The following is a 21384-nucleotide window of genomic DNA, read 5'->3' on the forward strand; positions in this document are numbered from 1 at the left end:
CCGCCCGGACGACGACGAAGAAGCACCAGCAGAAGCAGCACACCACCCGAGAAAGCAGGTTCCGCACGTGACCACCGCACCCTCGCCGCTGGAACAGGACCTCGCCGCACTTGAGCTGAGCTACAGCCGTACCGTCGACCGCACACTGGTCCACCGGGACTCGCTCGGCGAAGTCTTCCTCACCGACCTCCAGCCCCTCGGCGGAGCCTCGTACGTCGCCGCGGCCCAGCTGCCGCGCTCCCACGCCTACTACGGCGACCACCTGCTCAGCCCCAACGTCTACGACCCGGTCCTGCTGCTGGAGGCCTGCCGGCAGGCCGCACTGGCCGGCGCCCACGCCTACTTCGCAGTGCCCCGCACGGACAAGTTCATCCTCACCCACCTGCGCGTCCACCTCTCCCGCCCCGACCGGATAGCCGTCGGCGCCACCCCCTGCCAGCTGACCCTGCACGTCACCACCAGCAACCACTACGTCCGCGAAGGCCGCACCAACGGCCTCGACTACGACGTGGACCTGCGCGTCGGCGACATCAGCATCGGCCGCGCCGGCATCGGCCTGCGCTTCAAGTCCCCCGAGTCGTACGTCGCCCTCCGGCTGCGCAACCGCGACCAGAGACCACTGCCCTCCTCCGCCGACCACCCGGGGCAGGGCAGCACCACCGGCGCACCGGTCGAGCCGTACCGCGTGGGCCGCGCCAACGCCGACAACGTCGTCCTCACCGGCATCGAGGTCGCCGGAGACACCCTGACTGCCGGGATCCGCACCCCCGGCAGCCACCCCAGCATGTTCGACCACCCGCAGGACCACCTGCCCGGCATGGTCATCGCCGAGGCCGCCCGCCAGATCGCCCTCTACGGAGCCCTCGACGTGCGCGGCATGTCGCCGTCCCGCACCTACCCGACCGACCTCGCGGTCACCTTCAGCCGGTTCGGCGAACTCGACAGCCCGGCCACCCTCACCGCAGTCGTCGGCGAACGCCGCGACACCGACCGCCCGGCCGAGCCCGCCGTCTACTACACCCAGGGCGGAATCGTGGAGTTCGGCGACGAAAACGCCCCCGACACCGACCGCGTGCCGGTACGCGTCGAGGCCCACCAGGACGGCGAGAGCCTGTGCCTGCTCACGCTCAACCTCGCCCGGGTCCGGACCCCGCGATGAGCACCGCCGCCTTCTTCGACGTCGACGAGACACTCATCGCCTTCAAGAGCATGTTCCGTTTCCTGGCGTTCCACCTGGAACGCCGGGGAGCGGCCCCCGGCACCTACGAACGCCTCTCCGGCACGCTGCACCGTGCCGCGGCCGACGGCGTCCCGCGCGCCGAGGTCAACCGCCGGTACTACCGCCTCTACGCGGGGGAGAGCGCGGCAGCCCTGGCGGCCTCCGGCCGAGCCTGGTTCACCCACGAACTGGCCGGCGCACCCTTCATCCCGGCCCCCACCGCCCGCTTCGCCGCACACCGCCAGCGCGGCGACCTGACCGTCCTGGTCTCCGGATCCTTCTTCGCCTGCCTGGACCCGGTCGCCGAACACCTCGGCGCCGACTGGGCCTTCGGCACCCGGCCCGTGATCCGGGGCGGCGTCCTGACCGGCGAGGTGGTGACCCCGCTGATCGGCACGGCCAAGGGCCGCACCGCCCACGCCGTCGCCGCCGTCCGCGGCCTCGACCTCGCGCACTGCTCGGCCTACGGGGACCACAGCAGCGACCTCGACCTGCTCCGCGCCGTCGGCCGCCCGGTGGCCGTCGGCTCCGACCCCGTACTCACCGCGCACGCGCAGCTGGCCGGATGGGAGCGGCTGCCCGGCACACGAGCGGCCGCCGAGCCCCGACCCCAGGAGATGAGAACGTGACGAACAGACCCCGCGCAACGGGAAACCCGATAGCAGTCCTGGCCACGGGCTCCTACCTGCCCGAGCAGGTCGTCGGCAACGACGAGGTGGCCGGCGCCACCGGAGTGAGCGACGAGTGGATCGTACGCAAGACGGGCATCCGCGAACGCCGCCGCGCCGCCCCGCACGAGGCCACCTCCGACCTCGCCGCCCACGCCGGCCGCCGGGCCCTGGAGCAGGCGGGCATCCGCCCGCACGACCTCTCGTACATCGTGGTCGCCACCTCCACCCCCGACCAGCCCCAGCCGGCCACCGCCGCGCTGGTCCAGCACCTCCTCGGCGCCGTCAACGCCGCCGCCTTCGACGTCAACTCCGTCTGCAGCGGCTTCGTCTGCGGGCTGACGGTCACCGAACGCCTCCTGCGCGCCGAGCCCGGCGACGCCCACGGCCTGGTCATCGGCGCGGACATCTACTCACGGATCCTGGACCACACCGACCGCAAGACGGCCATCCTCTTCGGCGACGGAGCGGGCGCCGCCGTCCTCGGCCCCTCGCCCTCCGGCCACGGCCTGCTCGGCACCAGCCTGCTGACCCGGGGCGACCAGCACGAGCTGATCGGCGTCCCGGCCGGCGGCAGCCGCCGCCCGGCCTCCGTCCGGACCCTGGAGGAGGGCGCGCACCACTTCCGCATGGACGGCCGCGGCGTGCGCGCGTTCGTCCAGGAGAACCTGCCCGGAGCCGTCGCGCAGCTGCTGGCCCGTACGGGGCTCCCGGCGGGCTCCGTCGACCACTTCGTCCCGCACCAGGCCAACGCCGTCATGATCGGCGAGGTATGGCCGGCGCTCGGCCTGGACAACGCCGCCCTCCACCTGGAGCTGGCCCGGTACGGCAACACCGGCTCGGCCTCGATCGCCATCACCCTCGACGAGATCCACCGCCGGGGCCTGCTCGCCGAGGACGACGTGGTGCTCCTGACCGGCTTCGGCGGCGGCATGTCGGTGGGCTCCACCGTACTCAGCTGGGCCCCCACCGCCCACGCGGCCGCCCCCCGCGTCCTGGCCGCCGCCACGGGCTGACCCCACCCACCACCCCCGCCGGGGCGCCGACGAACCCCGTCGGCGCCCCGGCGCGCGCACGAACCCGCTGTGCCGAATGCCGGGGGACGGTACGCCTGTTCGAGCCGAAGCTCAGCAGTTGTCACCGGCAGAGCCGGATGACATGGCGAAAGGGACCGGCCGAAGCAGCCTGATGGTCACCAGCAGCGAAGACCGGCGGGCGGAACTCGGCCTTTGACGGCCTCCGCGATCTGCAGGGCGGCCCGGGCGGGTGTGAGGTGCGTGGTGTCGACGACCTCGGCCTCACCGTGCAGCCACGTGCGGGCCGCCTCGGCGCAGGGCTCGAGGTATGCGAGACGGAACGGGGAAGGACCAAGAACCATGTCCCCCTCGATCCGCCCGCGAAGGGTGTCCTGGTCGGCATGGAGAACGAAGTGCCGTACCGCAATCGCATGCCGGGCAAGGCCCGAGCTGATCTCGCGCCAGTACTGCTCGACCAGGACGGTCATGGGCATCACCAGAGTGCCACCGGTGTAGTCGAGTACGCGGCGGACGGTCTCGACCACGAGCGGCCACCACGCCGACCAGTCCTGGAAGTTGCCCGTCCAGGGCAGCGCCGGTTTGATGTCCATGAGCGTCTCGCCGACCTTTTCGGCATCGAACACCCGTGAATCCGGGATCAACTGCTGCACGAGTGCACTGGCCGTCGTCTTTCCTGCACCGTGGGTGCCGTTGATCGGTCTCGGCTCTGAGCGGCCGTTCTGCCGGTTCTTCACCGTCTGCGGAGCCGACGTCAACGCGGCCGCGAGCCAGGCCTGCGTGACACCGGCCGCCTCAACCCCACCTGCACGTTGGATTTAACCCTGCCGGGCGTGTCGTGTCCGTGGGACGCGTTGCGGGCCCGGTACCCAACCGCACCGGTTGTTGGGTCCGCCCGGGTGTGGGCGCGTGCGCGGACGGGGCAAGGTCGCAGACAGGAACCGGCCGGCCTGTCGGCAGGGACGCAGGGAGAGGACGGCGCGCTGATGGACTGGGACTGGTGGACGGTCGAGTTCGGGGACGCGCACGCGGGCGCGGCGGGTGTCCTCGTCGGCGGCAGCGAGCCGGGCCCGGTGTACTTCGATGTGGGGAGCGGTCCGGACGTGCCGTCGACCACGCACTGGTCGGCCTACGACGGCCGGGCCCGCCGCCCGCGCGCCGAGGCCCTCCGGGCGGTGTGCGCGTGCGGATGGCGCGGCCCGGCCCAGTACCCCCTGGACTGGGACACGATCGGCGACCAACCCCTGTACGAGGCGGACATCGACCTCACGGGACCGCTCGCGGACTGGACCGCACACCTGTCCGTCGTCCGCGACAACGCGGTAACGCTGCCCGAACCGCTGGCCGCACTCCTGGCCGCGATGACCGAGCAACTGACCACTACGGCCGCGGACACACCACTGGCCGCGCTGCGCGCCGCCGGCATGCTGGAGCGGATCGCCACCCGGATCGGCCGGCAGACCGCAGGCGCGCTGCGCGACGACAGCATGTCCGCCGAAGCGGTCGCCACCGCGCTCGGCACCACCCGCTCCAAGGCGCTGCTCCTGCTCCTGACCGCGCAGGACAGCTACTGAGGATTTCGCGTTGTCGTCGGGTAGTGACGGTTCATGATCCCTGCGGTATGCCGGTGAGGTGAGGTATGCAGAGGGTGGGGGCCTGACCGCTGAGCGTCGGGCGTTTCGTGAGGGGATCCGGCTTCAGGCCGGGATGCGGTTCGCGGCGGTCAGAAGACCGCGGTGATCGCGAAGGATCTGCGGGTGAGTGTGTTGCGGTCACCGGTCTGGGGCAACGACACGGTCGTGCGGCTGGAGGAAGTCTGGGACACCCTCCCTGCCAACTTGCACGGACGTGATCAGAGGCATTGACTTCCACCCGCTGCTCACCGTTGAAGTCGGCGACATCTTGGACCGCGTCGTGGACGCTGGCAGCCGCACGGCTCTGGATGAATTCCTGCAGAGCTATCGGGCGGTGCGGATAGGATCGTAGGTGTGGGAATTGACTGGGAAAACATGCTCGGCACAAGCGGGAACGGCCTCAACGAGGCATACGACAGGGCGGTCTCCTCGGTCGTCTATAGCGAGACCCTAGGGGACGACCATCGGCCACTCCCAGTCGGCGAAGAGTGCGACGACACAGATGGCCTGCGCTGACCTGAGGGCGCACACAGAAACTGCCCGATGAGCCGGGGTTTTTGTTGGGCTTGGTCCGCTTTGACGGGCATTGGAGATCAGAGGCTTCTGCCCCGGAGTGAATCGGTGGTCAAGCGTGACCGGCGCCGCCGGGTATGACGACTTCGCCCGTCGCCGGGCGGGAGCCGATGCCGGGCCGGACTTCGAGCGGCGCCATCCGAATGCCGGCTGGCTGTCCATGCACTGGAAGATGCCCGCGGAAACAGGCACCCAAGAGGAGCGCCTGAAGCGCCTGTCGATGCTCGCCCGCTACCAGCCCGCCCAGTGGGCGAACCACATCAACGTGGACGGCAGCCGACACGCGGTGCCCATCGAGAAGATTCTGGAACGGGCCATGGAACATCTGCCCGTCCTGTCACGCAGTGGGTAGAGCGGGAAGGCGCCCATCGGCCGGTCCCGAGGGCCCACGGCGAGGAGATCGCGGTCGAGGGTGAGGCGGAGCCGGTGATCGTGAAGCTCGGCGTATGGGTCTCCAACACCAAGAGCCGACGCGACAAGCTCACCGCCGACCAACTCGCCTCGCTCGCGAAGCTGGGCGTGGACTGGGCGTGACACGCCACCTCGCCCGTCGTTGAGCCGGGAGGTCAGCGAAGTGGAGGCCCCGGGACGTCGTGACACCCGGGGCCCTCGTCTTGCAACACGGGCTGCGACACAGGTCCCCTGACGGCTACGGGCCGGTGTTTATCCAGGTCAGGGGAGCAAACCGAGGCGCGTTGCACCCCTGTTGCAATACCGAGCGTGTGCGTTGCAGTCATTGGTCTGTCTCCGCCCCACCGGCCGAAGAGGCGTCCCGCCAGGGACGGGCGCGACGTGCTACCGCTTGGGGGCTGACAGCCTGGTCGCCGTCCAGTTACTGAAGATTTCAGGGTGGGGTCGGTGGGTTGAAGAGCGTCCGCAGCGAGCAGGTGACGTTCCCCTGCAAGAAGTGAGCCCTGCTTCTTCTTGCGCTTCAGCAACAGCGCCATCGACCAGATCAACGAACTCGGCCGCCAGGAGATCCACGCCCTCGACCGCGCCCTGGCCGCCCTCTCCGTCGCCCCCTCGACGGGCGACCCCATCCCCGGCTCCACCCCCGAGCTCCACCGCTACGACGACGACCTCGACGAAGTCGCCGTCATCTACTACGTGACCGTGCTGCGCACCGTCGTCGTGGCGTACGTAGAAGCCTGAACACCACCCGGACAGGGGCGGTCGGCCGGCCCCTGCGTCCGGGGCCGTCCTGATGGGTGGCACACAAGCGGGTGCGTCACCCTCGTCGGTGGCACCGCCCGCTCGAACCGTCAGAAGAGCGACCAGGACCCGGCGACATGGATGCCGGCCCCGCAGGTGCGCCGAGCAGGAGGCGCTGCTGGGATACGCAGCCGGCCGCCCGAACGCGAACCTCGCCTTCGAGCGGGCCGGCTGAGACAACCGGAGCGTGCCCTGCACCGTCGCACAAGACCTCGTCGATGACCTGGAACAGGCACACGGAAAGGCACAGGCACTGTGCCTCGTCGCGGCCGCCGTGGAGAGGGCAAGCAGTGATTTCGTGGGCGAAGACCTCAGCCAGGCCAATCTGCATCGCGTACCGCTCAAAGGTGTCCGCTGGGATGCCGCCACCCTCTGGCCCGAGGAGTGGGAAGGGCTGATCCGTCGGGCGTCTGTGCCAGCCAGTGGAGAAGAGGGGTACTCATCGTTGCCACCGAGCCGCACAGCAGTGCTGTATCAGCTGACGTATAGCCACCACGGCGATGGTGCCGGTCTCCGGCCCGCTGGGCGCGGGCCGGGCGCCAGCGGCTGTCAGCACTTGCGTTCCCGCGCCAGGGCGGGGTCCCCCGGCCGGTTGCCGACCGCATCGGAATACCCGGTTCTGCCCCCACGCAGAGCGACTTCATGGAGTACGAGACTGCGGGGGGCGGAGCAGTCCTACGGTGTGTCCCGCATAGCTGTCAGAGGATCGTGAGATCCACCCATACCCACGGTTCGTGGTGCCATGGGCGGACTTCGCCGACGACCAGTTCGATGGTTGCTCCCACCGGTGGGAGGTCCTGAGCGAGTCGCCTCACGCCTGGCTCGCTGCCGCGGCGGATGCTATCGAGAGATGCGCCGACAGACTCGTATTCGTTGAGCTTCGCTGTGATGCCCCATGGCTGGTGGCTGGTGATGGTCGCTTGCACGGGATCGCCTGGGTGAAGCTCGCTGAGAGGGCGCTTCGGCTTGTCTGACACGGCAGCATCATCTCTCCCTGTCATCAGCAGGGCGTTGGCGGGGAACGGAGTTCGCCCAGGTCATGCCCCAGACCTTGGTCCGGTACGTCCTGTCGGAGCGGGAGGCGGGCCTCCTGGTGGGCTCACGCCAGTGGCCCCTGTTGGCCGCCCGCATGCGGAAGATCGGTGAGAGCGACGGCACACATACTGCCGCCCGGCACCTGAACCGCCTGACGGCCGACACCTCCTGGAAGCAGGCCACGGGCACGGCCCTGGTGGGCCGCCTCGTGGAGGCGACCCGCCACGCCCTGACCACGCCGCCGTCCGTGCGGTCGGCGTCCGCGTCCCGGCTGCGGGTCTCCCCGGTGGCGGCCCGCTCCCGCTCCACCACCATCCCCACCACCGCGGCCCCTGGCCTGCCGGCCCCGGCCGAGGCCGCCGTCCCCGCCCACCGCCGGCCCGCCGCATCGGGCAAGGGGGCGGGACGCGGGAGGTGACACGGCGTCGGGGCGGGGGAGAGGAGGAACTGACGGTCGGCGCCCGGCAGGTTGGCGGCCGGGGCGGGTCCGGGAAGGGCGTGGCGCAGTGGTGATGACCTGGCTCCGGTCTGGGCAGCCCGGCGCACGTGCGGCACCCGAACGGGTTGACCACCGTGTCCATGTACCCGATGGAGGGGTTGGAGGGGACGAGCGCCCGTCATGGGCCTGTCTGCCCGGCCCATGGCCGGCGCCCGCTTGGCTCACCGTTTCGACGCACATCCTGAGGGAGACCCCCAGTGAAGAAGACCACGGCCGTCATTACCGCGACCGGAGCCATCCTCCTTGGCGCGGCGGGCATGGCTTCCGCCGACGCCGGTGCCCAGGGTGCGGCCATCGGCTCGCCGGGTGTCGCCTCCGGGAACGTCGTCCAGGTCCCGGTTCACGTTCCCGTCAACGTCTGCGGCAACACCGTCAACGTCATCGCTCTGCTCAACCCGTCCTTCGGCAACACCTGCGTCAACGCCTGATCCGGCCCCAGCAGCGCACCGGGGAGCCTTGCCGTTTCCCCGTGTGGCACGTGAGCGCGGCCCCGGCTTCCTCCCCGGTCGGCCGCGCTCACGCGCGTTCACCCCTGCTCTCCCGGCGCGCGTACCGATGCGGTACGACCCGCCGCCGGGAGGAACCGTCGATGAGCGCCCAGCCCGACCACACACCCCTCACCCCGCACGCCCCCGCACCGGGCGCGCCGGCTGGCCTGCGCGCCGCACAGTGGGTGCCGGCTTTCGAGCGGGAGTGGGCGGCCGCGCTGGAGGAGTTCCGCCGCACGTTCTCCCTCGCCGGGCTGTACGAGGTCGTCCAGGACTGGCAGGGCCGCCTTGCCCACGCCCCGGCGGTCGACGCGTTCGTCGCTTCCGGCTACGACGGCAGCGAGTCCATCGAGATGGCGGAGCTACGGGGAAGGCGGCGATGACCGGACAGCCGTACGCGGTCCGCTTTTCCGCACCGGCGGCGAAGGTCCTCGACACCCTGCCCGAGCACGCCGAGGACACCGTGCGGGACGTCCTGGACGCCGCAGCAGCAGCCCCGTGGGGCTTCCCGCCACCGGAACGCCGACGACCCCGAGGGCGAGGACGTGCGCTACGCGTCCGTCGGCCGGCTCTCCCTCACCTACTGGGTGAACCAGCCGCTGCGCCGCCTGACGGCCCTGAACATCGCCGCCCAAGCGGGCCAGCCGCAGGACCGCGAGGACAACGAGGGCGATCCGGTGCGGCGCGAGCTTGCGCCACCGCGAACCGATCCTGTTCAGACGGCCCCGGATGAGGCCGCCGTTTTCGACCAGGTCCAGGGTCGCGGCGTGCGCTCCACCGCGTCCTTGGCCTCCTTGAGGCCCGTACCCGTGGTCGCGCGGTATCGCTTGATCGCCTGGATTCTCCGGCCGGGTCCGGTCCGTCCTGTTGGCAATGCTCGCGGTGTTGAAGAGCACGATGAGGACGACAAGCGTCAATGCTGCGATTCCCTTGGCCGGGAGCCCAGTTCCGTTTCCTTCGCCCGCAGCGGCAACGTGTGTACGAACCTGTCGGGCCCGAACTGAGACACGGAAACGCCACGCCGGGTAGGCCCGGCGTGGCGTTTCCAAGCGCACCAAATTTAGCGCATGCAATATGTGAAAGATAAATCAGCGAACGTCGCCGCGGAACATCCACTGCCCACGAATGCCGTCGTCCGAAACGTGGCAGCTTGCGATGCAGATGAAGATCTTGCCGCCATTGACGCACTCGTTATAGCTGTGTACCTCATTGTTGGGGTAGCGGACGTCGATCTGCGCGGCATTGAGGGACGGGCCCTTACGGACCGGCGCGATCCTCTTCACCGTGTACTTGTGACTGTCCGGGCGGCACTGGATGGTGCCCAGTGCCTCAACGCCGCTGGTGGCGATGGTGGTGGACGTGGGGATGGCGGCCTGGGCGGTGGCGCCGAACCCCCAGAGGGCCAGAGCCGTTCCGGCGGTCAGTACTGCCGCACGCATTCCGAATTTCACAATTTCTCCGCTTCCCGTACCATTTCTCCACCGGTGTGTCCGTCAGTCTTAAGGCGGGCCGGGTCAGGGCACCGCAGGTGACCCCTTTCGGGGGTGGAGGGGTGCTTTAAGCATCGGCCTCGCGGCGAGCCGTCAGCAACGACGATTCCCGCATCGTGATCAGATCTTGATCAAGGTAACTTTGCCTCCGTTAAGCGGAGTTGAGCATTCAGGGAGGTTCGGCTCAGCCCGGATCCACCGGTTGATGCCTGTGGACAGTCCTTCTGGAAACGAGGAAGAGCCTTGTGAACTGCGATGATTGGGAGTTGTAAGGCTTCCAGTACGCGCGATCGACAAGGCTCTTCCGAGATGCAATCTTCCCATGCTGCTGTGCATGTCTCCGCGCTCTTCGACGAGCCGAGTCTGATCGCGGATGCCGGGCTGCTGCCGCTGGTCGCGCTCGCCGAGCGGGTCGGGCTGCCTGATCTGGCCGCCACGGTTCGTATCGAGGCGGCCGACAACAGCGGCGGGGCACGCGCGCCCGCCAAGATGATGTCGCTGCTGGGCGCGATGTGCCGGGGCCGACTCCATCGACGATGCCGACCGGCTGCGGCACGGTGCGATGGGCCGGGCCTTCGCCGGCATACGCGCTCCGTCCACGCCGGGTACTTTCCTGCGGTCCTTCACCCACGGCAACAACCGGCAACTGCACCGGGTACACCGCGATTTCCTGGCCCGTCTCGCGGCGCACACCGCGTTGCTGCCCGGCGCAGGTGCGCTGATGTTCCTCGATGTCGACCCTGCCCACCGCCGGGTCTACGACCGTGCCAAGCAAGGCGCCGAGCGCGGCCGCACCTGATCCACGTCCCCGCCCGCCTGGCCCGCACCACGAGGATCAAGGTGACCGCCCACCTGCCCGAGCATTGAGGTCCCGCCACTCTGATTCTCGCTGGTGAGAGGGGCTGGTGTGCTGTCGCGGTGAGGTGCTCGTGCTGGTCCGGGCGGAGATCGTTAGCACGTGATCGTCCGTCATGGGCGGTCTCTGGCGTTCTCGGGCCGGGGTAGCGGTCCGTTTCCACCAGGACCTTGCTCCCGGCCGCCCGCACACGGTGTACGTTCACCTCCGGGCGGGAACCGTCCCCCAGTACGAGGTCGAGGAGCGCCGCGGCGGCCGCCCGGGCGGGGCCCGCCAGCAGGGCGTCGACCGTCGACACGGTTCCGATGAGGCGCAGGCGTTGCTGGCCGGACAGCCAGGCGCGCAGCCCGTCGAGCAGCATGCGGTCGTCGTCGACCACCGCGATGTCGATCATGCCGGCCACCGCAGTTCGACCACTGTTCCCTCACCGGGGCGGCTCCACTTCCGCCCTGCCTCCGATGGCGGCCATCCTGCCGTGTACGGAGCGGCGCAGTCCGGTCCCGGCACGGCGGTGGCTCTCGTCGGACGTGTCGAATCCGATGCCACGGTCACCTCGACACCACCGGTGTTGCCGAAGAAAAGTGGCCTTGACGTGGTTCTTCCGCAGCGTCTCCAGGACCTGGGGCGTCCAGCGGGGGTCCGGGCCGTCGTCGATGGTGATCGCGACCTGGCGGCCCGCGCCCTGCGCCAGCCGGGAGATCCCCAGCGGGACCCCGGAGGTGCTCCGGGCGGCCCCCTGGGCGGCGCCTGCGGTTCCGGCCGGTGCGGAGTGGCCGCCGGGGGGGGCGTCCGGGGCGCGGTCGGGTCAGCCGATGGTGAAGGTGGCGGTGTGCTTCTGGAGCACGACTCGGTCCTTGCCGGTGCGGTTCTTGCCGTCGGTTGTGCGTCTGCCTTTGGTCTTGGTTCCGGTGATTTCGACCTGGTAGGTGCCGGGCTGCAGGTTGGTGTAGGTGCGTGTGACGGTGCACAGGTAGGAGACGGATCCCACGCCGGCGTGGAAGGCGTGACTCTGCAGGACGTCCTGGCCCTGGGTGAGGGTGATCGTCCCGTCGATGACCGGTTTGAACTCTTCGGCCAGGTCTGGTCCCTCGCGGTGCCACATGATGGCGTCCCAGAACCAGCACTCGGCGTCGTAGCGGACGGTGGCTTCCTGGAATTCCTGTCCCCAGGACACTTCCACGGTCAGGACGGCGCCGACGCTGGAGATGTTGCCGTTGTCGCCCTGCGAGTCCAGCGTTCCGCTCTTCGGGGATCGAACGGTGGTGGTGACCGCGGGTGACCGGGACTCGATCCAGTCCACCTGCCCGAGGGCGCCCTCCTGGCATGTGGTCACGTACCGGCTGTCGCGCTGGCTGCGTCGGCGGGTGCCCTTGGGCCGCTGCGATCCGTCGTTGGCCACGCAGTAGTCGATCCCGCCCGCACCGGGGAGTTGGATCGGCTGGGCAGGCGTCCACAGGGTGAATCGCTCCTGATCGTCCGTCATGAGTGAATCTTCACCGCACGTGGTGGGAAACAAGCCCCGCCGCTCGTAACGCCACCCCGTAGGACGATCTGGGCGGCGAACGCCACCGGCCTGCAAGCGCGAGCCGGGGCCGCGCCCGCGTCCCGGCTGTCGGTCTCCCCGATGGCGGGCCCGCTCCACCACCGGGCCCAGCAAGGTGTGAATCGGTCTGGTGGTAGCACTGTATGGGCGTCAGCCAGGACGGGACGGCAGTCCCTGCTCGCGCTGCACTGCGGTAGCGATCATGGCTGTCACGGGGTGACCAGGCTGACGCCGTCAGGTGCTGATCACGAAGAGGGGTGGCTGCCATGGGCGCGCCTGTTCACAGCGTTCGGTGCGTCTGCTGAAGACGATCGGCGATGCTGCCGACAGCGGGTCCGGGCTGCAGGGGGAGTGGTCGGAGTTCGAGCGGATCGTCCTCCACGGCGGCATATAGATCTCCCCGCCCGGGAGTATCCGCTGCCGGGTCGCGGTTACGCGCGGGCGTGAAGCGGCTCGTCCTGACTTCAGCCCGTCCGGCTCTCGCCGGCCGCCCGGTCGCTGTCACCGGGCTCGAACGTCCCTGCGCGCCACCGATCAAGGATGTCTGCTCAGGTGGTTCGGTCGTGGCGTGTGCGGTGGCGCTGGGCTTTGGCCCGGTTGCCGCATACCGCCATCGAGCACCAGCGTCTTTCTCCCTTGCGTGATGTGTCGAGGAAGTGGAGTGGGCAGGGCGGGTTGGCGCATTTGCGTACGCGCCCCGGCGCCTGGGCCATGACGCGCAGCAGGTCGCGTGCGCACATCCAAGCGGCATGGCGTGCCGGGTCCGTCACCTCGGGTGTTTCGACCGGCTCTCCGGCGTTGAGGGACAGCTTGATGCGTCCGTGGCCGAGGATGCGGTTCAGGTCGGTCGTGTCCGTGGGATCCGCCACCGCGGCGGCGAGGGCGGTCCGGGTCTCGCGCAGGTGGGTGCGGACGTCGGCTGCGGCGGCCCCCGTGTTCAGGCTGTGCTTGTCCAGCCAGGCCAGGGTGAGCGCATCCTCCTCCAGCAGGTCGTATGCATCCGTCCCTGCCAGCCACCGCGTGTCGAGGAGGTCGGCGGCCAGCGGCTCGTCCGTGAGAGGGCGCCCGGGCCATCCCCGCTCCTCCAGCCGCGCCTGCAGTCCGGCCTCGCTCTGCTGCGTCACGACAACACCAACCTCTCGACTAACCACTCAACTCTATTTGACAGGTTAGCAGAGGCGTGCTTTCCTCGAATCGAGCTAACCGGTAAAAGTGTTCTGAGGGGTTACTGTGTTGTTGAAGCGTCGACATGTTGCGCTCCTGGCAGGGCTTGCCTGCATGACCGCAGCCTTCGGCGTGAACTTCGCTGCCGGCGCCCTGTTCCCCTTCCTCGCGGCCGAGCACGGATGGAGCGCGGCGACGCTGGGCGCTGTCGCGGGCCTGAACACGGCGCTCACCGGGCTTCTGCAGCCGCTCGTGGGCCGGGCGGTGGACGCGTGGGGCGCACGCAGGGTCCTGCTCACCGGCATGGCCTCGCTGGCCGCGGCCCAGCTGCTGCTGTCGCTGACCTCGCAGCTGTGGCAGTTCGTGCTGGCCTACGGCGTTCTCGGCGCCGCGGGTTTCGCCGCCTCCAGCACGCCGACCGTCTCCGCGCTGGTGAGCCGCTGGTTCCCCCGCCGGAAGGCGACAGCCCTGACGGTCATCACCGCCGGCATCAACCTCGGACAGCTCCTCGTCGTACCGGCAGCGGCCTTCCTCGCCGGTGCCGAGGGCGTTCCGATGACCTACACCGTCCTGGGAACGGGCGCCGCGCTGCTGGTGATCCCGCTGCTGCTGGCCGTACCCACAGAGCCTCCTGCCGCGTCCGCTCCCTCGTCCGCGCCCGCGGAGGCGGCTGGCGAGGCGACACGGTCGGGCTCCCTGATGCTGACCATCACGTTCGGCCTGCACGCCCTGCCGCTGTACATGGTCATGCTGGCCCTGCCCCAGTACGCGATCGACCACGGCGCAACCCCGGCCGCCGGCGGAAACCTGCCGGCCGTCGCCGCCGCAGCCAGCCTCACCAGCATGATTGCCACCGGTGTCCTGCTGCGCCGTGCAGCACCCCGCAGCCTGCTCTACGCACTGCACGCACTACGAACGCTCGCGCTCCTCCTGCTGGCCTTCGCGCCCGGCCCGGCCGTGATCCTCGCCGGAACCCTCCTGTTCGGGCTCTCCAGCTTCGCGACCATCCCCCTCACGGTGGCAGCACTCACCGCGAAGACCCCCGCAAGCCGGCTGGGCCGGTCGATGGCCCGCGCGTGGCTCGTCCACCAGAGCGCCGCAGCCCTCGGTGTCGCCGCGGGCGGCGCCGTGCACGCCTGGACCGGCAGCTACACCCCGCTGCTCGCCGGCATTGCCGCGGCACCCCTTCTCGCCCTGGTGCTGCTGCTGCGCAACCGCACGGCCGACCCCCACGACAGCGCCGCGACACGGCCGGCCCCCACCCAGACTTCCGACACCCCGGTGCCGGATCTCCCCACCAGCCTGACAACGAAAGGCATGTCATGACCACCCGCCACCACTTCGCCGAGATCGACGGCCAGAGGGTCTTCTACCGCGAGGCCGGACCCGCCGACGCCCCCACCCTGGTCCTGCTCCACGGCTTCCCGACCAGCTCCCACATGTTCCGCGAGCTGATCCCCGCCCTCGCCGACCGGTACCACGTCATCGCACCCGACCACATCGGCTTCGGACGCAGCTCCGCCCCCTCGGCCGACGCCTACGACTACACCTTCGACAACCTCACCGCCGTCACCCTCGCACTCCTGGACCACCTCGGGCTGCAGACCTTCGCCCTGTACATCCAGGACTACGGCGCACCCATCGGCCTCAAGATCGCCCAGGCCCACCCCGACCGGGTGACCGCGATCATCACCCAGTCCGGCAACGCCTATACCGAAGGCTTCACTCCCTTCTGGGAGCCCCTGTTCGCCTACGCCATAGAGCCGGGCCCCGACACCGAGCCCGCCGTGCGCGCCCTGCTGACCGCTGACGCCACGCACTGGCAGTACACCCACGGCGTCAAGGACACCACCCTGATCAGTCCCGACGCCTGGACTCACGACCAGGCACTTCTCGACCGGCCCGGCAACGCCGAGATCCAGCTCGCACTCTTCCGCGACTACAAGAACAACCTCGACGCCTACCCCGCCTTCCAGGAGTACTTCCGCACCACCCAGGTACCCCTGCTGGCAGTCTGGGGCCGCAACGACGAAATCTTCGGCCCCGACGGAGCCGAGGCCTACCGGCGCGATCTGCCCGACGCCGAGATCCACCTCCTGAACGCCGGCCACTTCGCCCTCGAAGACCAGCTCGACACCATCGCCGGCTACATCCGCGGCTTCCTCGGACGCGTCCTGAACTGACAGACCGCCGGGCTGGGCAGGCCGGCACCCGCCGGCCTGCCCACCCCACACCGTCGCCACCCCACGACATGCGGCACTGCGACACCTCCACCCACCGTGCTGCAACCACCGAGGAGAGCGCATGCCTCAGCACTACGCACGCATCGCCTTTACCGACGAGGTCAAAGAAGCGCAGCAGGCGAACGGCAGCAGACGCGCCATGCAGCGCTTCGAGGAAGCCGACTTCGACAACGACATCCTGGGACCCGCCGAAGAACGCTTCATCACCGAACGCGACGGCTTCTACCTCGCCACCACCAACAGCAGCGGATGGCCATACGTGCAGCACCGGGGCGGCCCCCCGGGATTCGTGCACGTCATCGACGAGACCACACTCGCCTGGGCCGAACTGCGAGGAAACCGGCAGTACATCAGCCACGGCAACCTCGCCACCGACCAGCGGGCCTCCGTGTTCCTCATGGACTACGCCCGCCAGCGGCGCCTGAAAATCTTCGGCAGTCTCCAACTCCTCGATCCGGACCAGCACCCCGAACTCCGGGCCCGGACCATGCCCTCAACCCCGCCCGCCCAGATCCAGCGGCTCGCACGGCTGCACGTCCACGCCCACGACTGGAACTGCCCACAGCACATCACCCCCCGCTACACGGCAGCCGAACTCCAGGAGGCCCTGACCCCGATGAGAGAACAACTCCAACGCCTGAGATCCGAGAACGACACACTGCGCTCAGAGCTGGCGCGCCGCCCCACATAGGCAACAAACCCTCGCCCGCACCCGGGCCGCAACCCCTCCACCACGTCCGAGAACCACATCAACCGGCTCGGACCATCCTCGGTGCGGGGTCCCGGCCAACCCGCGCCCACAGGCGGGAGGCCGTTACCGGCCGCAGTGACCGGCAGCGCGCCCCAGGCACGCCACCGCATCACACCTCTGCCGAGGAGCCCCCCATGAACGCCACTGCCCGAGTGCCTACCGTCCCAGCGCCCTACGCCGCGGCCCTCGGCCCCACGGCACCTGGCATCGGCGAGCCGCCCTGCGTGTGGGGCCTTCCGCACCGACCCGAGTCCGCCGGCACCGCCCGCCACATCACCCAAGCCGTTTTCGACGCATGGGGCACGGACAGCGACGCGGCCGACCAGGCCCTCCTCGTCGTCTCCGAACTCGTCACCAACGCCGTCGAACACGCCCTGCCCCCCATAGTCCTCCGCCTTGAGCAGCGCACCGACAGCCTGCGCATAGAGGTCGACGACGGCGGCCCCGCCCCCGCAGACGGTGCCTGGAGCCCTGCCTGCGACCCGGAGGAACACGGCCGCGGCGGTCGAATCGTCGCCCAGCTGGCGACTGCATGCGGCACCCGAGCCCTCCCGCGTGGTGCCACGCACTGGGCAGATCTTCCCGCCACTGACAGCACGAGAGTGCGGGCCCGGCCCTGAGCCTGCCAGCCGGGGCCCACGGCACGGTGACCTGGTACCCGCCGTTCTTCGCGGCAGACCGCGCGGCCATCGAGCAGCAGCTGTCCCGGAACCAGGACCACGACGCCGCGGCCACGGAGATCGAGGCCCTGTCGCGGCGCTGACCCAGCACCGCGGACATGGTCCGCGAGCGGGCCGACGCCCCGTGCCGTGGCGCCGTCCAGTAGCCGCCGGGCGTCACAGACCGAGCGCGTTGACGCGGTTCTCGTACTCGCGGCGAGCCGTGCGCTGCGCCGGGATCGCCGCGGCGCCTGCGAGTGCCTGGCAGCGGTCGAGGAGTTGGGGGTGGACCGAGGTCACCGCGGAGACGCGGAGCATGTGGCCCTGGCCGCGTCGTACGGGCACGCCCTGGTCGAGCGCGGCCCACTCGGCGGGCGCCAGTTCGGCGCGCAGGAAGTCGGCGACCCCCGGACGCTGGCCGAGTCGGTCGCGCGGTACAACGCCCGGAACGGGATGGAGACGCAGAGCCCGCGACAGCGCCAAAGGTGCGCTACACGTCCCCGGGTGCAGCGATGTGTAGCGCTCTCCGAGGCGTGGCCCGGCGATCGTGCTGCGCCGCAGTCGCCCAGCGGCACCCGAACCATAACCACCCCGCAAGCAACACCTCTTTCCCGCGCGATAGCCGAGGGGAAGAGGTGTCGTCCATCAGGGCCGGGCCGGGCGTGCTCAGGCCAGCTGTGCCCGGAGTCCGGCGAGGGGAGAGTGCCGGCCCTTGCCGACCGTGCGCAGCTGCGCCCAGTCGACCTCGGGGTGTGCCCCGGGCGACGTGGCCGGCGGCGAGGCGCGGGACGTCGACGGCGCCGGCCTTGCTCGCGCCGAACTGGACGCGGCCCCAGGAGACCGGAGCGATCCAGCCCAGGCGGCGCATCCACTCGAAATCGACCCGGCGTACGCCGAGCCGGGCGGCGGCCTGCTTCGGTCCGAGCGGGGCCTCACGGTCCAGCAGCTCGGCAAGGCCCTCCCGTGCGGCGACCTGGTTGACTTGGGCGGGGTTGAGGAAGCTGTACCGGCGGTAGCCGCTGAGGTCGGTCAGGAGGCCGAGTGCGATCAACCGCTCCACTGCGTAGGAGGACACCGCCGGCGGCTCGTCGGGCTGATTCGGCGTGCCCAGCGCTGCCGCGATCCGGTTCGCCGCCTCGTACGGCGAGATCGCCTCGCGCGGCATCGAGGCCCGCGTCCATCGCCTCCACCGCCGCCCTCGACCACGCGAAGCCGCGGACGTCCGGATCCGGGACACGCCGACGTGCAGCGCCCAGCACAGCACCGCGACGTTCGGGCGCAGGGTCCGACACGGGCGGGGTGTTTGCGCCATCGTCGGGTTCCGGTCGTTCGCGCGGGAGTTCCGGCCCGGTGGTGATCTTCGGTGGAAGGCTCTGACCAGGAAGGCAGCGTGCCGTCCTGTGAGGAGAGACCATGTCCGATGAAGTGACCGACCTCGGCGCGATCCCGGGATCCGGGGACGGCCCGGCGGCGCCTGCTCTGGGCTCGATTCCGGTGACCGAGATCCACCTGGTGGCCGAGGTTCGCCCGGAGGCCGACAGCGGCCTGACCGTGGTCGCTCCGGCCGACGTGAAGGCGGAGGAGGTGGGCTTGTTCAGTATCCGGTACAGGGGATTGGTGCCCACGCTCGTCCTCACCGGCGGCACGATCGTCCCTTCCTTGATCACCGTCGTGGACGGGTCCGGGAGTGTTCTGGCCGAGTACGAGGCACGCCCTGCCCCGAAGCGGATAGCGAGCCGGATGCTTCCCGACGACCAGAACGATCTCGTCTGCGCCACCCCTGACTGCAAGCCCATCAGCCTGACCAAGTAGGCCCGTCAGCCAGGGGCCCAACCGTCCCGCACCAACCTGGGGCGGGACGCCCACCGCGCCCAGTCGAGTCCTGGGTCGGCGAGTGCCTAAGGGCTGAGTGGGGCGGAGCGCGGTCGCGACGCTGCGCAAGTGAAGGGCTCCGGGAGCACTTGAGGAATTCGCGCTTCAGTTGGCGAAACGGGACCAAGCCGAGCGCTCAGTCACAAGTGCCCGGGGCCCAGTGCCCCACGGCAGCCCCGTCCTTGCCCCTGCGTGGGTGTCCGGCCGCGCGTCAGGGCTCCCCTGGGGTGGGCATTTTGGCTGGTGAACCGGATGGGGTCGCCGTGTGTCTGAGTGCCTTGCATAAGTGGTTGTACTAGCTGGATACCTTTCCGGCCCTTTATCGCCTATTTGCAGATACTCGCCCCGGTGTCGTGATCACCATGCGTAGCGTTCCACTTGGGCCTGCTTCAAGGCTGGCCTTGGTGCTTTCGAGTTGGGGAGGAACGCCATGGATGGTGGGGAGACGACTGCCGAGCAGCGGTTGGAGCGGTTGCGGGGGCTGTTGTCGGGGACGCGGGGTGACTCGAGGGCCTCGCGGAACGCGGCTCGGGTGCCGCAGGCGAACGTGATGTTCGGGGCGCTGCTGCATGCCGCGGACCGACTGCGCCAGGGTGAGCAGCTGACCGATCTGGAGGCCAAGTGCTGGGCACGCTGGAGGGGGTGCTGGCGGAGGACGAGGTCCTGGAGTGGGGCCGCGTCTACCGCGAGTCGGTGACCGCCCGCAAGGTGCTGACGGGGGTGCCCGAGGTCATCACGAGCCGTCCGGTCTCGCAGGGCTACAGCATGGCGGACCTGGCCGAGGACCTGCCGGAGGTGACCAAGCTGTGGATGGCGCAGCCGAACTTCTCGGCCGTCAGCCACGAGGACCTGGCCGCCGCAGGGGACTTCGACAGCCCGGAGTTCATCGAAGGCATGCGCGAGTGGGGGTTCGGCGTCACCGTGCCCGCCTGGCTGACCGCGCCCGGGGAAGGGAACACGGGCCCGGAGCCCGTGCAGGAACCGGAGGGTGAGCGGGGGACGGCCTACAGCTTCCGGCTGGAGTACGAGAACTTCTATGTCCACCGGGTGGTGGGTGACGGGTGGCCCACTACCAGGGATGAGATCCGCTGGCTGTCCGGCGGCCAGAGCGATCTTAGGACGCGGGCTCAGCCGTTCATGTCGCAGGAGTTCGGCGGGGAGGACGCGCAGGCGGGCAGGACGCCGGCGTTCAGGAACACGTTGAACGGACGGGTGGCCTTCGCGGGCCTGGCGGACCGGGCGCTGGCCCTGAACGTCGCGTGCTGGGAGTGGGACACCGGCGACGGCAGCAACGACAGCGTCGGTGAAGCCCTGAGGCGGCTGAACAACGATCCCCTGTTCAGCGCCTTGTGGTCGGCTCTCAGCGATGCCATGCCCACGGTCATCGGGTTCCTGATGGACATCACCTCCCTCGGCATCACCCTGATCAACCTGGTCGCGAAGAACGACCTCTCCTGCTCCCGCACGTTCCTCCTCGACCAGCCCACCCTGGCCGCGATGGCCTACAACGGGACCACACGATGGCACTTCAACGGTGACGGTCACCACGAACTGAGGGTGAAGGTCACCGGAGACATCCCCATGCCCGTAGGCACCCTGGAATACGCGGTGCGCACCGGGAACACCTGGGGCACGCCGGCCGAGCTCCCCTGGCAGAGCATCACACCCCCGGCTCTGGCCTCGTACAACAACAAGCTCTATGCCCTGTTCGTCCGCCCCGACGACAAGGCGGTGATGTGGACCCGCCTGGAAGACGACGGCACCTGGAAGACCCCCGCCCGGGTCGGTGGTGACGCCAGCGTCTTCGCCCCGGCGGTGACGGTGAAGGACGGCAAGCTGTTCTACGCCGTCTCCGGCGCGGGTGCCCGGCTGTACTGGCGCACGTTCACCGAAGCCACAGGCTGGAGCGACATCACCCACCTCGCCGGCAACCAGTCCACCAAGAGTCCCGCCCTGGCCTCCACCACGTACCGCGTCTGGATGACCCACATCGGCTTCGACGGCTCGCTCTGGCACAACTGGTATGAAAACGGCGCCTGGAGTGTTCCGCAGCGCAGCAACCTCAACAGCTGGGTGGTGGACGACGGCGTCGCCATGGCACGCCACGGCGACCACCTGTGGCGGGTCGCCCGCGGCCACCGCGACCACGTCTACACCAGCACCGGGGACGGATACGGCTGGCAGGACCGCGGCACCGTCACGCGCTGGTCCGTCACCCACGCCCCCGCCCTGGCCTCTCACGAGAGCGCGCTGTGGATCTTCCTGCGCGCCATGGACGGCAGCCTGCGCGCTGCCACGCGCCGCAGCCCGGACTACGCCTGGAGCGACACCCACCAGGTCGGCGGACAGCATCCCATCACGACAATGGACGAGGCGTCCGCGGTTTCTCACGACGGCAAGCTGTACGTGATGTACCGCCGCTGACCCCGGCTGCGGACACCCAG

The 21384-nt window shown here is 69.8% G+C and carries 25 protein-coding genes and 1 pseudogene; 18 read left to right on the forward strand and 8 right to left on the reverse strand.

Annotated elements, in window-relative coordinates:
• Positions 1-67 precede the first annotated feature (67 nt).
• The 3 genes from ACZ4YL_RS35650 to ACZ4YL_RS35660 are packed head-to-tail and all read left to right on the forward strand — an operon-like array spanning position 68 to position 2903.
• The gene (locus ACZ4YL_RS35650; RefSeq protein WP_468122100.1) at positions 68-1159 is read left to right on the forward strand and encodes a ScbA/BarX family gamma-butyrolactone biosynthesis protein; all 1092 of its coding nucleotides are present in this window, start codon (positions 68-70) and stop codon (positions 1157-1159) included.
• On the forward strand, positions 1156-1848 hold the full coding sequence (locus ACZ4YL_RS35655) for an HAD family hydrolase (RefSeq protein WP_468122102.1): 693 nt from the start codon (positions 1156-1158) through the stop codon (positions 1846-1848). Before ACZ4YL_RS35650 ends, ACZ4YL_RS35655 begins: the two co-directional genes overlap by 4 nt.
• The gene (locus ACZ4YL_RS35660) at positions 1845-2903 is read left to right on the forward strand and encodes a 3-oxoacyl-ACP synthase III family protein (RefSeq protein WP_468122103.1); all 1059 of its coding nucleotides are present in this window, start codon (positions 1845-1847) and stop codon (positions 2901-2903) included. Before ACZ4YL_RS35655 ends, ACZ4YL_RS35660 begins: the two co-directional genes overlap by 4 nt.
• 176 nt (positions 2904-3079) lie before the next feature.
• Here ACZ4YL_RS35660 and ACZ4YL_RS35665 read toward each other — a convergent pair whose 3' ends face one another.
• Positions 3080-3658: a P-loop nucleotide/nucleoside kinase family protein gene (locus ACZ4YL_RS35665; protein ID WP_468122105.1), complete on the reverse strand. Its 579-nt coding sequence runs from the start codon at positions 3656-3658 to the stop codon at positions 3080-3082.
• Between the two features lie 249 nt (positions 3659-3907).
• Here ACZ4YL_RS35665 and ACZ4YL_RS35670 point away from each other — a divergent pair, with 249 nt between their 5' ends.
• From ACZ4YL_RS35670 to ACZ4YL_RS35685, 4 genes and pseudogenes are all read left to right on the forward strand, one after another.
• Positions 3908-4495 (forward strand): hypothetical protein, encoded by a 588-nt coding sequence (locus tag ACZ4YL_RS35670; protein ID WP_468122107.1) that lies wholly within the window; start codon positions 3908-3910, stop codon positions 4493-4495.
• Positions 4496-4553: 58 nt separating this feature from the next.
• Positions 4554-4684 (forward strand): annotated as a pseudogene (locus ACZ4YL_RS35675) (IS630 family transposase); the annotation flags it as partial.
• A 502-nt stretch (positions 4685-5186) separates the two neighbouring features.
• Positions 5187-5480 carry a YaaC family protein gene (locus tag ACZ4YL_RS35680; protein ID WP_468122108.1) on the forward strand — a complete coding sequence of 98 codons (294 nt, stop codon included), beginning with the start codon at positions 5187-5189 and terminating at the stop codon, positions 5478-5480.
• Positions 5481-6052: 572 nt separating this feature from the next.
• Positions 6053-6280, forward strand: coding sequence for a hypothetical protein (locus ACZ4YL_RS35685; RefSeq protein ID WP_468122109.1), 228 nt, complete (start codon positions 6053-6055; stop codon positions 6278-6280).
• A gap of 758 nt (positions 6281-7038) precedes the next feature.
• Here ACZ4YL_RS35685 and ACZ4YL_RS35690 read toward each other — a convergent pair.
• The gene (locus tag ACZ4YL_RS35690; protein ID WP_468122111.1) at positions 7039-7317 is read right to left on the reverse strand and encodes a hypothetical protein; all 279 of its coding nucleotides are present in this window, start codon (positions 7315-7317) and stop codon (positions 7039-7041) included.
• A 62-nt stretch (positions 7318-7379) separates the two neighbouring features.
• Here ACZ4YL_RS35690 and ACZ4YL_RS35695 point away from each other — a divergent pair, with 62 nt between their 5' ends.
• From ACZ4YL_RS35695 to ACZ4YL_RS35710, 4 genes are all read left to right on the forward strand, one after another.
• Positions 7380-7793: a hypothetical protein gene (locus ACZ4YL_RS35695; RefSeq protein ID WP_468122113.1), complete on the forward strand. Its 414-nt coding sequence runs from the start codon at positions 7380-7382 to the stop codon at positions 7791-7793.
• A gap of 338 nt (positions 7794-8131) precedes the next feature.
• Positions 8132-8302 (forward strand): chaplin, encoded by a 171-nt coding sequence (locus ACZ4YL_RS35700; protein WP_468122196.1) that lies wholly within the window; start codon positions 8132-8134, stop codon positions 8300-8302.
• 161 nt (positions 8303-8463) lie between these two features.
• On the forward strand, positions 8464-8745 hold the full coding sequence (locus ACZ4YL_RS35705; protein ID WP_468122115.1) for a DUF6247 family protein: 282 nt from the start codon (positions 8464-8466) through the stop codon (positions 8743-8745).
• A 162-nt stretch (positions 8746-8907) separates the two neighbouring features.
• The gene (locus ACZ4YL_RS35710; RefSeq protein WP_468122117.1) at positions 8908-9366 is read left to right on the forward strand and encodes a hypothetical protein; all 459 of its coding nucleotides are present in this window, start codon (positions 8908-8910) and stop codon (positions 9364-9366) included.
• An 84-nt stretch (positions 9367-9450) separates the two neighbouring features.
• Here ACZ4YL_RS35710 and ACZ4YL_RS35715 read toward each other — a convergent pair whose 3' ends face one another.
• A complete protein-coding gene (locus ACZ4YL_RS35715) occupies positions 9451-9813 on the reverse strand; it encodes a hypothetical protein (protein WP_468122118.1) in 363 nt (120 codons plus the stop codon).
• A gap of 601 nt (positions 9814-10414) precedes the next feature.
• Between ACZ4YL_RS35715 and ACZ4YL_RS35720 the strand changes: the two genes are divergently transcribed.
• On the forward strand, positions 10415-10651 hold the full coding sequence (locus ACZ4YL_RS35720; protein WP_468122120.1) for a hypothetical protein: 237 nt from the start codon (positions 10415-10417) through the stop codon (positions 10649-10651).
• A 481-nt stretch (positions 10652-11132) separates the two neighbouring features.
• Here ACZ4YL_RS35720 and ACZ4YL_RS35725 read toward each other — a convergent pair whose 3' ends face one another.
• From ACZ4YL_RS35725 to ACZ4YL_RS35735, 3 genes are all read right to left on the reverse strand, one after another.
• A complete protein-coding gene (locus ACZ4YL_RS35725) occupies positions 11133-11414 on the reverse strand; it encodes a polysaccharide deacetylase family protein (protein WP_468122198.1) in 282 nt (93 codons plus the stop codon).
• Between the two features lie 99 nt (positions 11415-11513).
• Positions 11514-12191 (reverse strand): hypothetical protein, encoded by a 678-nt coding sequence (locus ACZ4YL_RS35730; RefSeq protein WP_468122122.1) that lies wholly within the window; start codon positions 12189-12191, stop codon positions 11514-11516.
• Positions 12192-12799: 608 nt separating this feature from the next.
• Complete coding sequence (locus tag ACZ4YL_RS35735; RefSeq protein WP_468122124.1) at positions 12800-13375, reverse strand: CGNR zinc finger domain-containing protein; 576 nt, start codon at positions 13373-13375, stop codon at positions 12800-12802.
• A 154-nt stretch (positions 13376-13529) separates the two neighbouring features.
• Between ACZ4YL_RS35735 and ACZ4YL_RS35740 the strand changes: the two genes are divergently transcribed.
• From ACZ4YL_RS35740 to ACZ4YL_RS35755, 4 genes are all read left to right on the forward strand, one after another.
• Positions 13530-14741: an MFS transporter gene (locus tag ACZ4YL_RS35740; protein ID WP_468122125.1), complete on the forward strand. Its 1212-nt coding sequence runs from the start codon at positions 13530-13532 to the stop codon at positions 14739-14741.
• Positions 14738-15598, forward strand: coding sequence for an alpha/beta fold hydrolase (locus ACZ4YL_RS35745; RefSeq protein WP_468122127.1), 861 nt, complete (start codon positions 14738-14740; stop codon positions 15596-15598). The genes ACZ4YL_RS35740 and ACZ4YL_RS35745 overlap by 4 nt, the downstream gene beginning before the upstream one ends.
• Before the next feature lie 121 nt (positions 15599-15719).
• On the forward strand, positions 15720-16349 hold the full coding sequence (locus ACZ4YL_RS35750; protein WP_468122129.1) for a pyridoxamine 5'-phosphate oxidase family protein: 630 nt from the start codon (positions 15720-15722) through the stop codon (positions 16347-16349).
• Between the two features lie 194 nt (positions 16350-16543).
• Positions 16544-17029, forward strand: coding sequence for an ATP-binding protein (locus ACZ4YL_RS35755; protein ID WP_468122130.1), 486 nt, complete (start codon positions 16544-16546; stop codon positions 17027-17029).
• A gap of 216 nt (positions 17030-17245) precedes the next feature.
• Here ACZ4YL_RS35755 and ACZ4YL_RS35760 read toward each other — a convergent pair whose 3' ends face one another.
• Entirely contained in the window at positions 17246-17551 is a 306-nt protein-coding gene (locus tag ACZ4YL_RS35760) for a hypothetical protein (protein ID WP_468122132.1), read from the reverse strand.
• A 7-nt stretch (positions 17552-17558) separates the two neighbouring features.
• A complete protein-coding gene (locus tag ACZ4YL_RS35765; protein ID WP_468122134.1) occupies positions 17559-18233 on the reverse strand; it encodes a hypothetical protein in 675 nt (224 codons plus the stop codon).
• A gap of 248 nt (positions 18234-18481) precedes the next feature.
• Here ACZ4YL_RS35765 and ACZ4YL_RS35770 point away from each other — a divergent pair, with 248 nt between their 5' ends.
• On the forward strand, positions 18482-18880 hold the full coding sequence (locus ACZ4YL_RS35770) for a hypothetical protein (protein ID WP_468122136.1): 399 nt from the start codon (positions 18482-18484) through the stop codon (positions 18878-18880).
• Between the two features lie 681 nt (positions 18881-19561).
• On the forward strand, positions 19562-21364 hold the full coding sequence (locus ACZ4YL_RS35775) for a PLL family lectin (protein WP_468122138.1): 1803 nt from the start codon (positions 19562-19564) through the stop codon (positions 21362-21364).
• The last annotated feature ends 20 nt before the right edge of the window (positions 21365-21384 follow it).

This window comes from Streptomyces sp. NPDC030021, assembly GCF_055574035.1.

Coding starts and splice junctions, on each gene's coding strand:
- ACZ4YL_RS35655 (WP_468122102.1), top strand. CDS start 1,156: ATGAGCACCGCCGCCTTCTTCGACGTCGACGAGACACTCATCGCCTTC.
- ACZ4YL_RS35670 (WP_468122107.1), top strand. CDS start 3,908: ATGGACTGGGACTGGTGGACGGTCGAGTTCGGGGACGCGCACGCGGGC.
- ACZ4YL_RS35695 (WP_468122113.1), top strand. CDS start 7,380: ATGCCCCAGACCTTGGTCCGGTACGTCCTGTCGGAGCGGGAGGCGGGC.
- ACZ4YL_RS35700 (WP_468122196.1), top strand. CDS start 8,132: ATGGCTTCCGCCGACGCCGGTGCCCAGGGTGCGGCCATCGGCTCGCCG.
- ACZ4YL_RS35705 (WP_468122115.1), top strand. CDS start 8,464: ATGAGCGCCCAGCCCGACCACACACCCCTCACCCCGCACGCCCCCGCA.
- ACZ4YL_RS35720 (WP_468122120.1), top strand. CDS start 10,415: ATGGGCCGGGCCTTCGCCGGCATACGCGCTCCGTCCACGCCGGGTACT.
- ACZ4YL_RS35730 (WP_468122122.1), bottom strand. CDS start 12,191: ATGACGGACGATCAGGAGCGATTCACCCTGTGGACGCCTGCCCAGCCG.
- ACZ4YL_RS35740 (WP_468122125.1), top strand. CDS start 13,530: ATGACCGCAGCCTTCGGCGTGAACTTCGCTGCCGGCGCCCTGTTCCCC.
- ACZ4YL_RS35745 (WP_468122127.1), top strand. CDS start 14,738: ATGACCACCCGCCACCACTTCGCCGAGATCGACGGCCAGAGGGTCTTC.
- ACZ4YL_RS35750 (WP_468122129.1), top strand. CDS start 15,720: ATGCCTCAGCACTACGCACGCATCGCCTTTACCGACGAGGTCAAAGAA.
- ACZ4YL_RS35755 (WP_468122130.1), top strand. CDS start 16,544: ATGAACGCCACTGCCCGAGTGCCTACCGTCCCAGCGCCCTACGCCGCG.
- ACZ4YL_RS35765 (WP_468122134.1), bottom strand. CDS start 18,233: ATGCCGCGCGAGGCGATCTCGCCGTACGAGGCGGCGAACCGGATCGCG.
- ACZ4YL_RS35770 (WP_468122136.1), top strand. CDS start 18,482: ATGTCCGATGAAGTGACCGACCTCGGCGCGATCCCGGGATCCGGGGAC.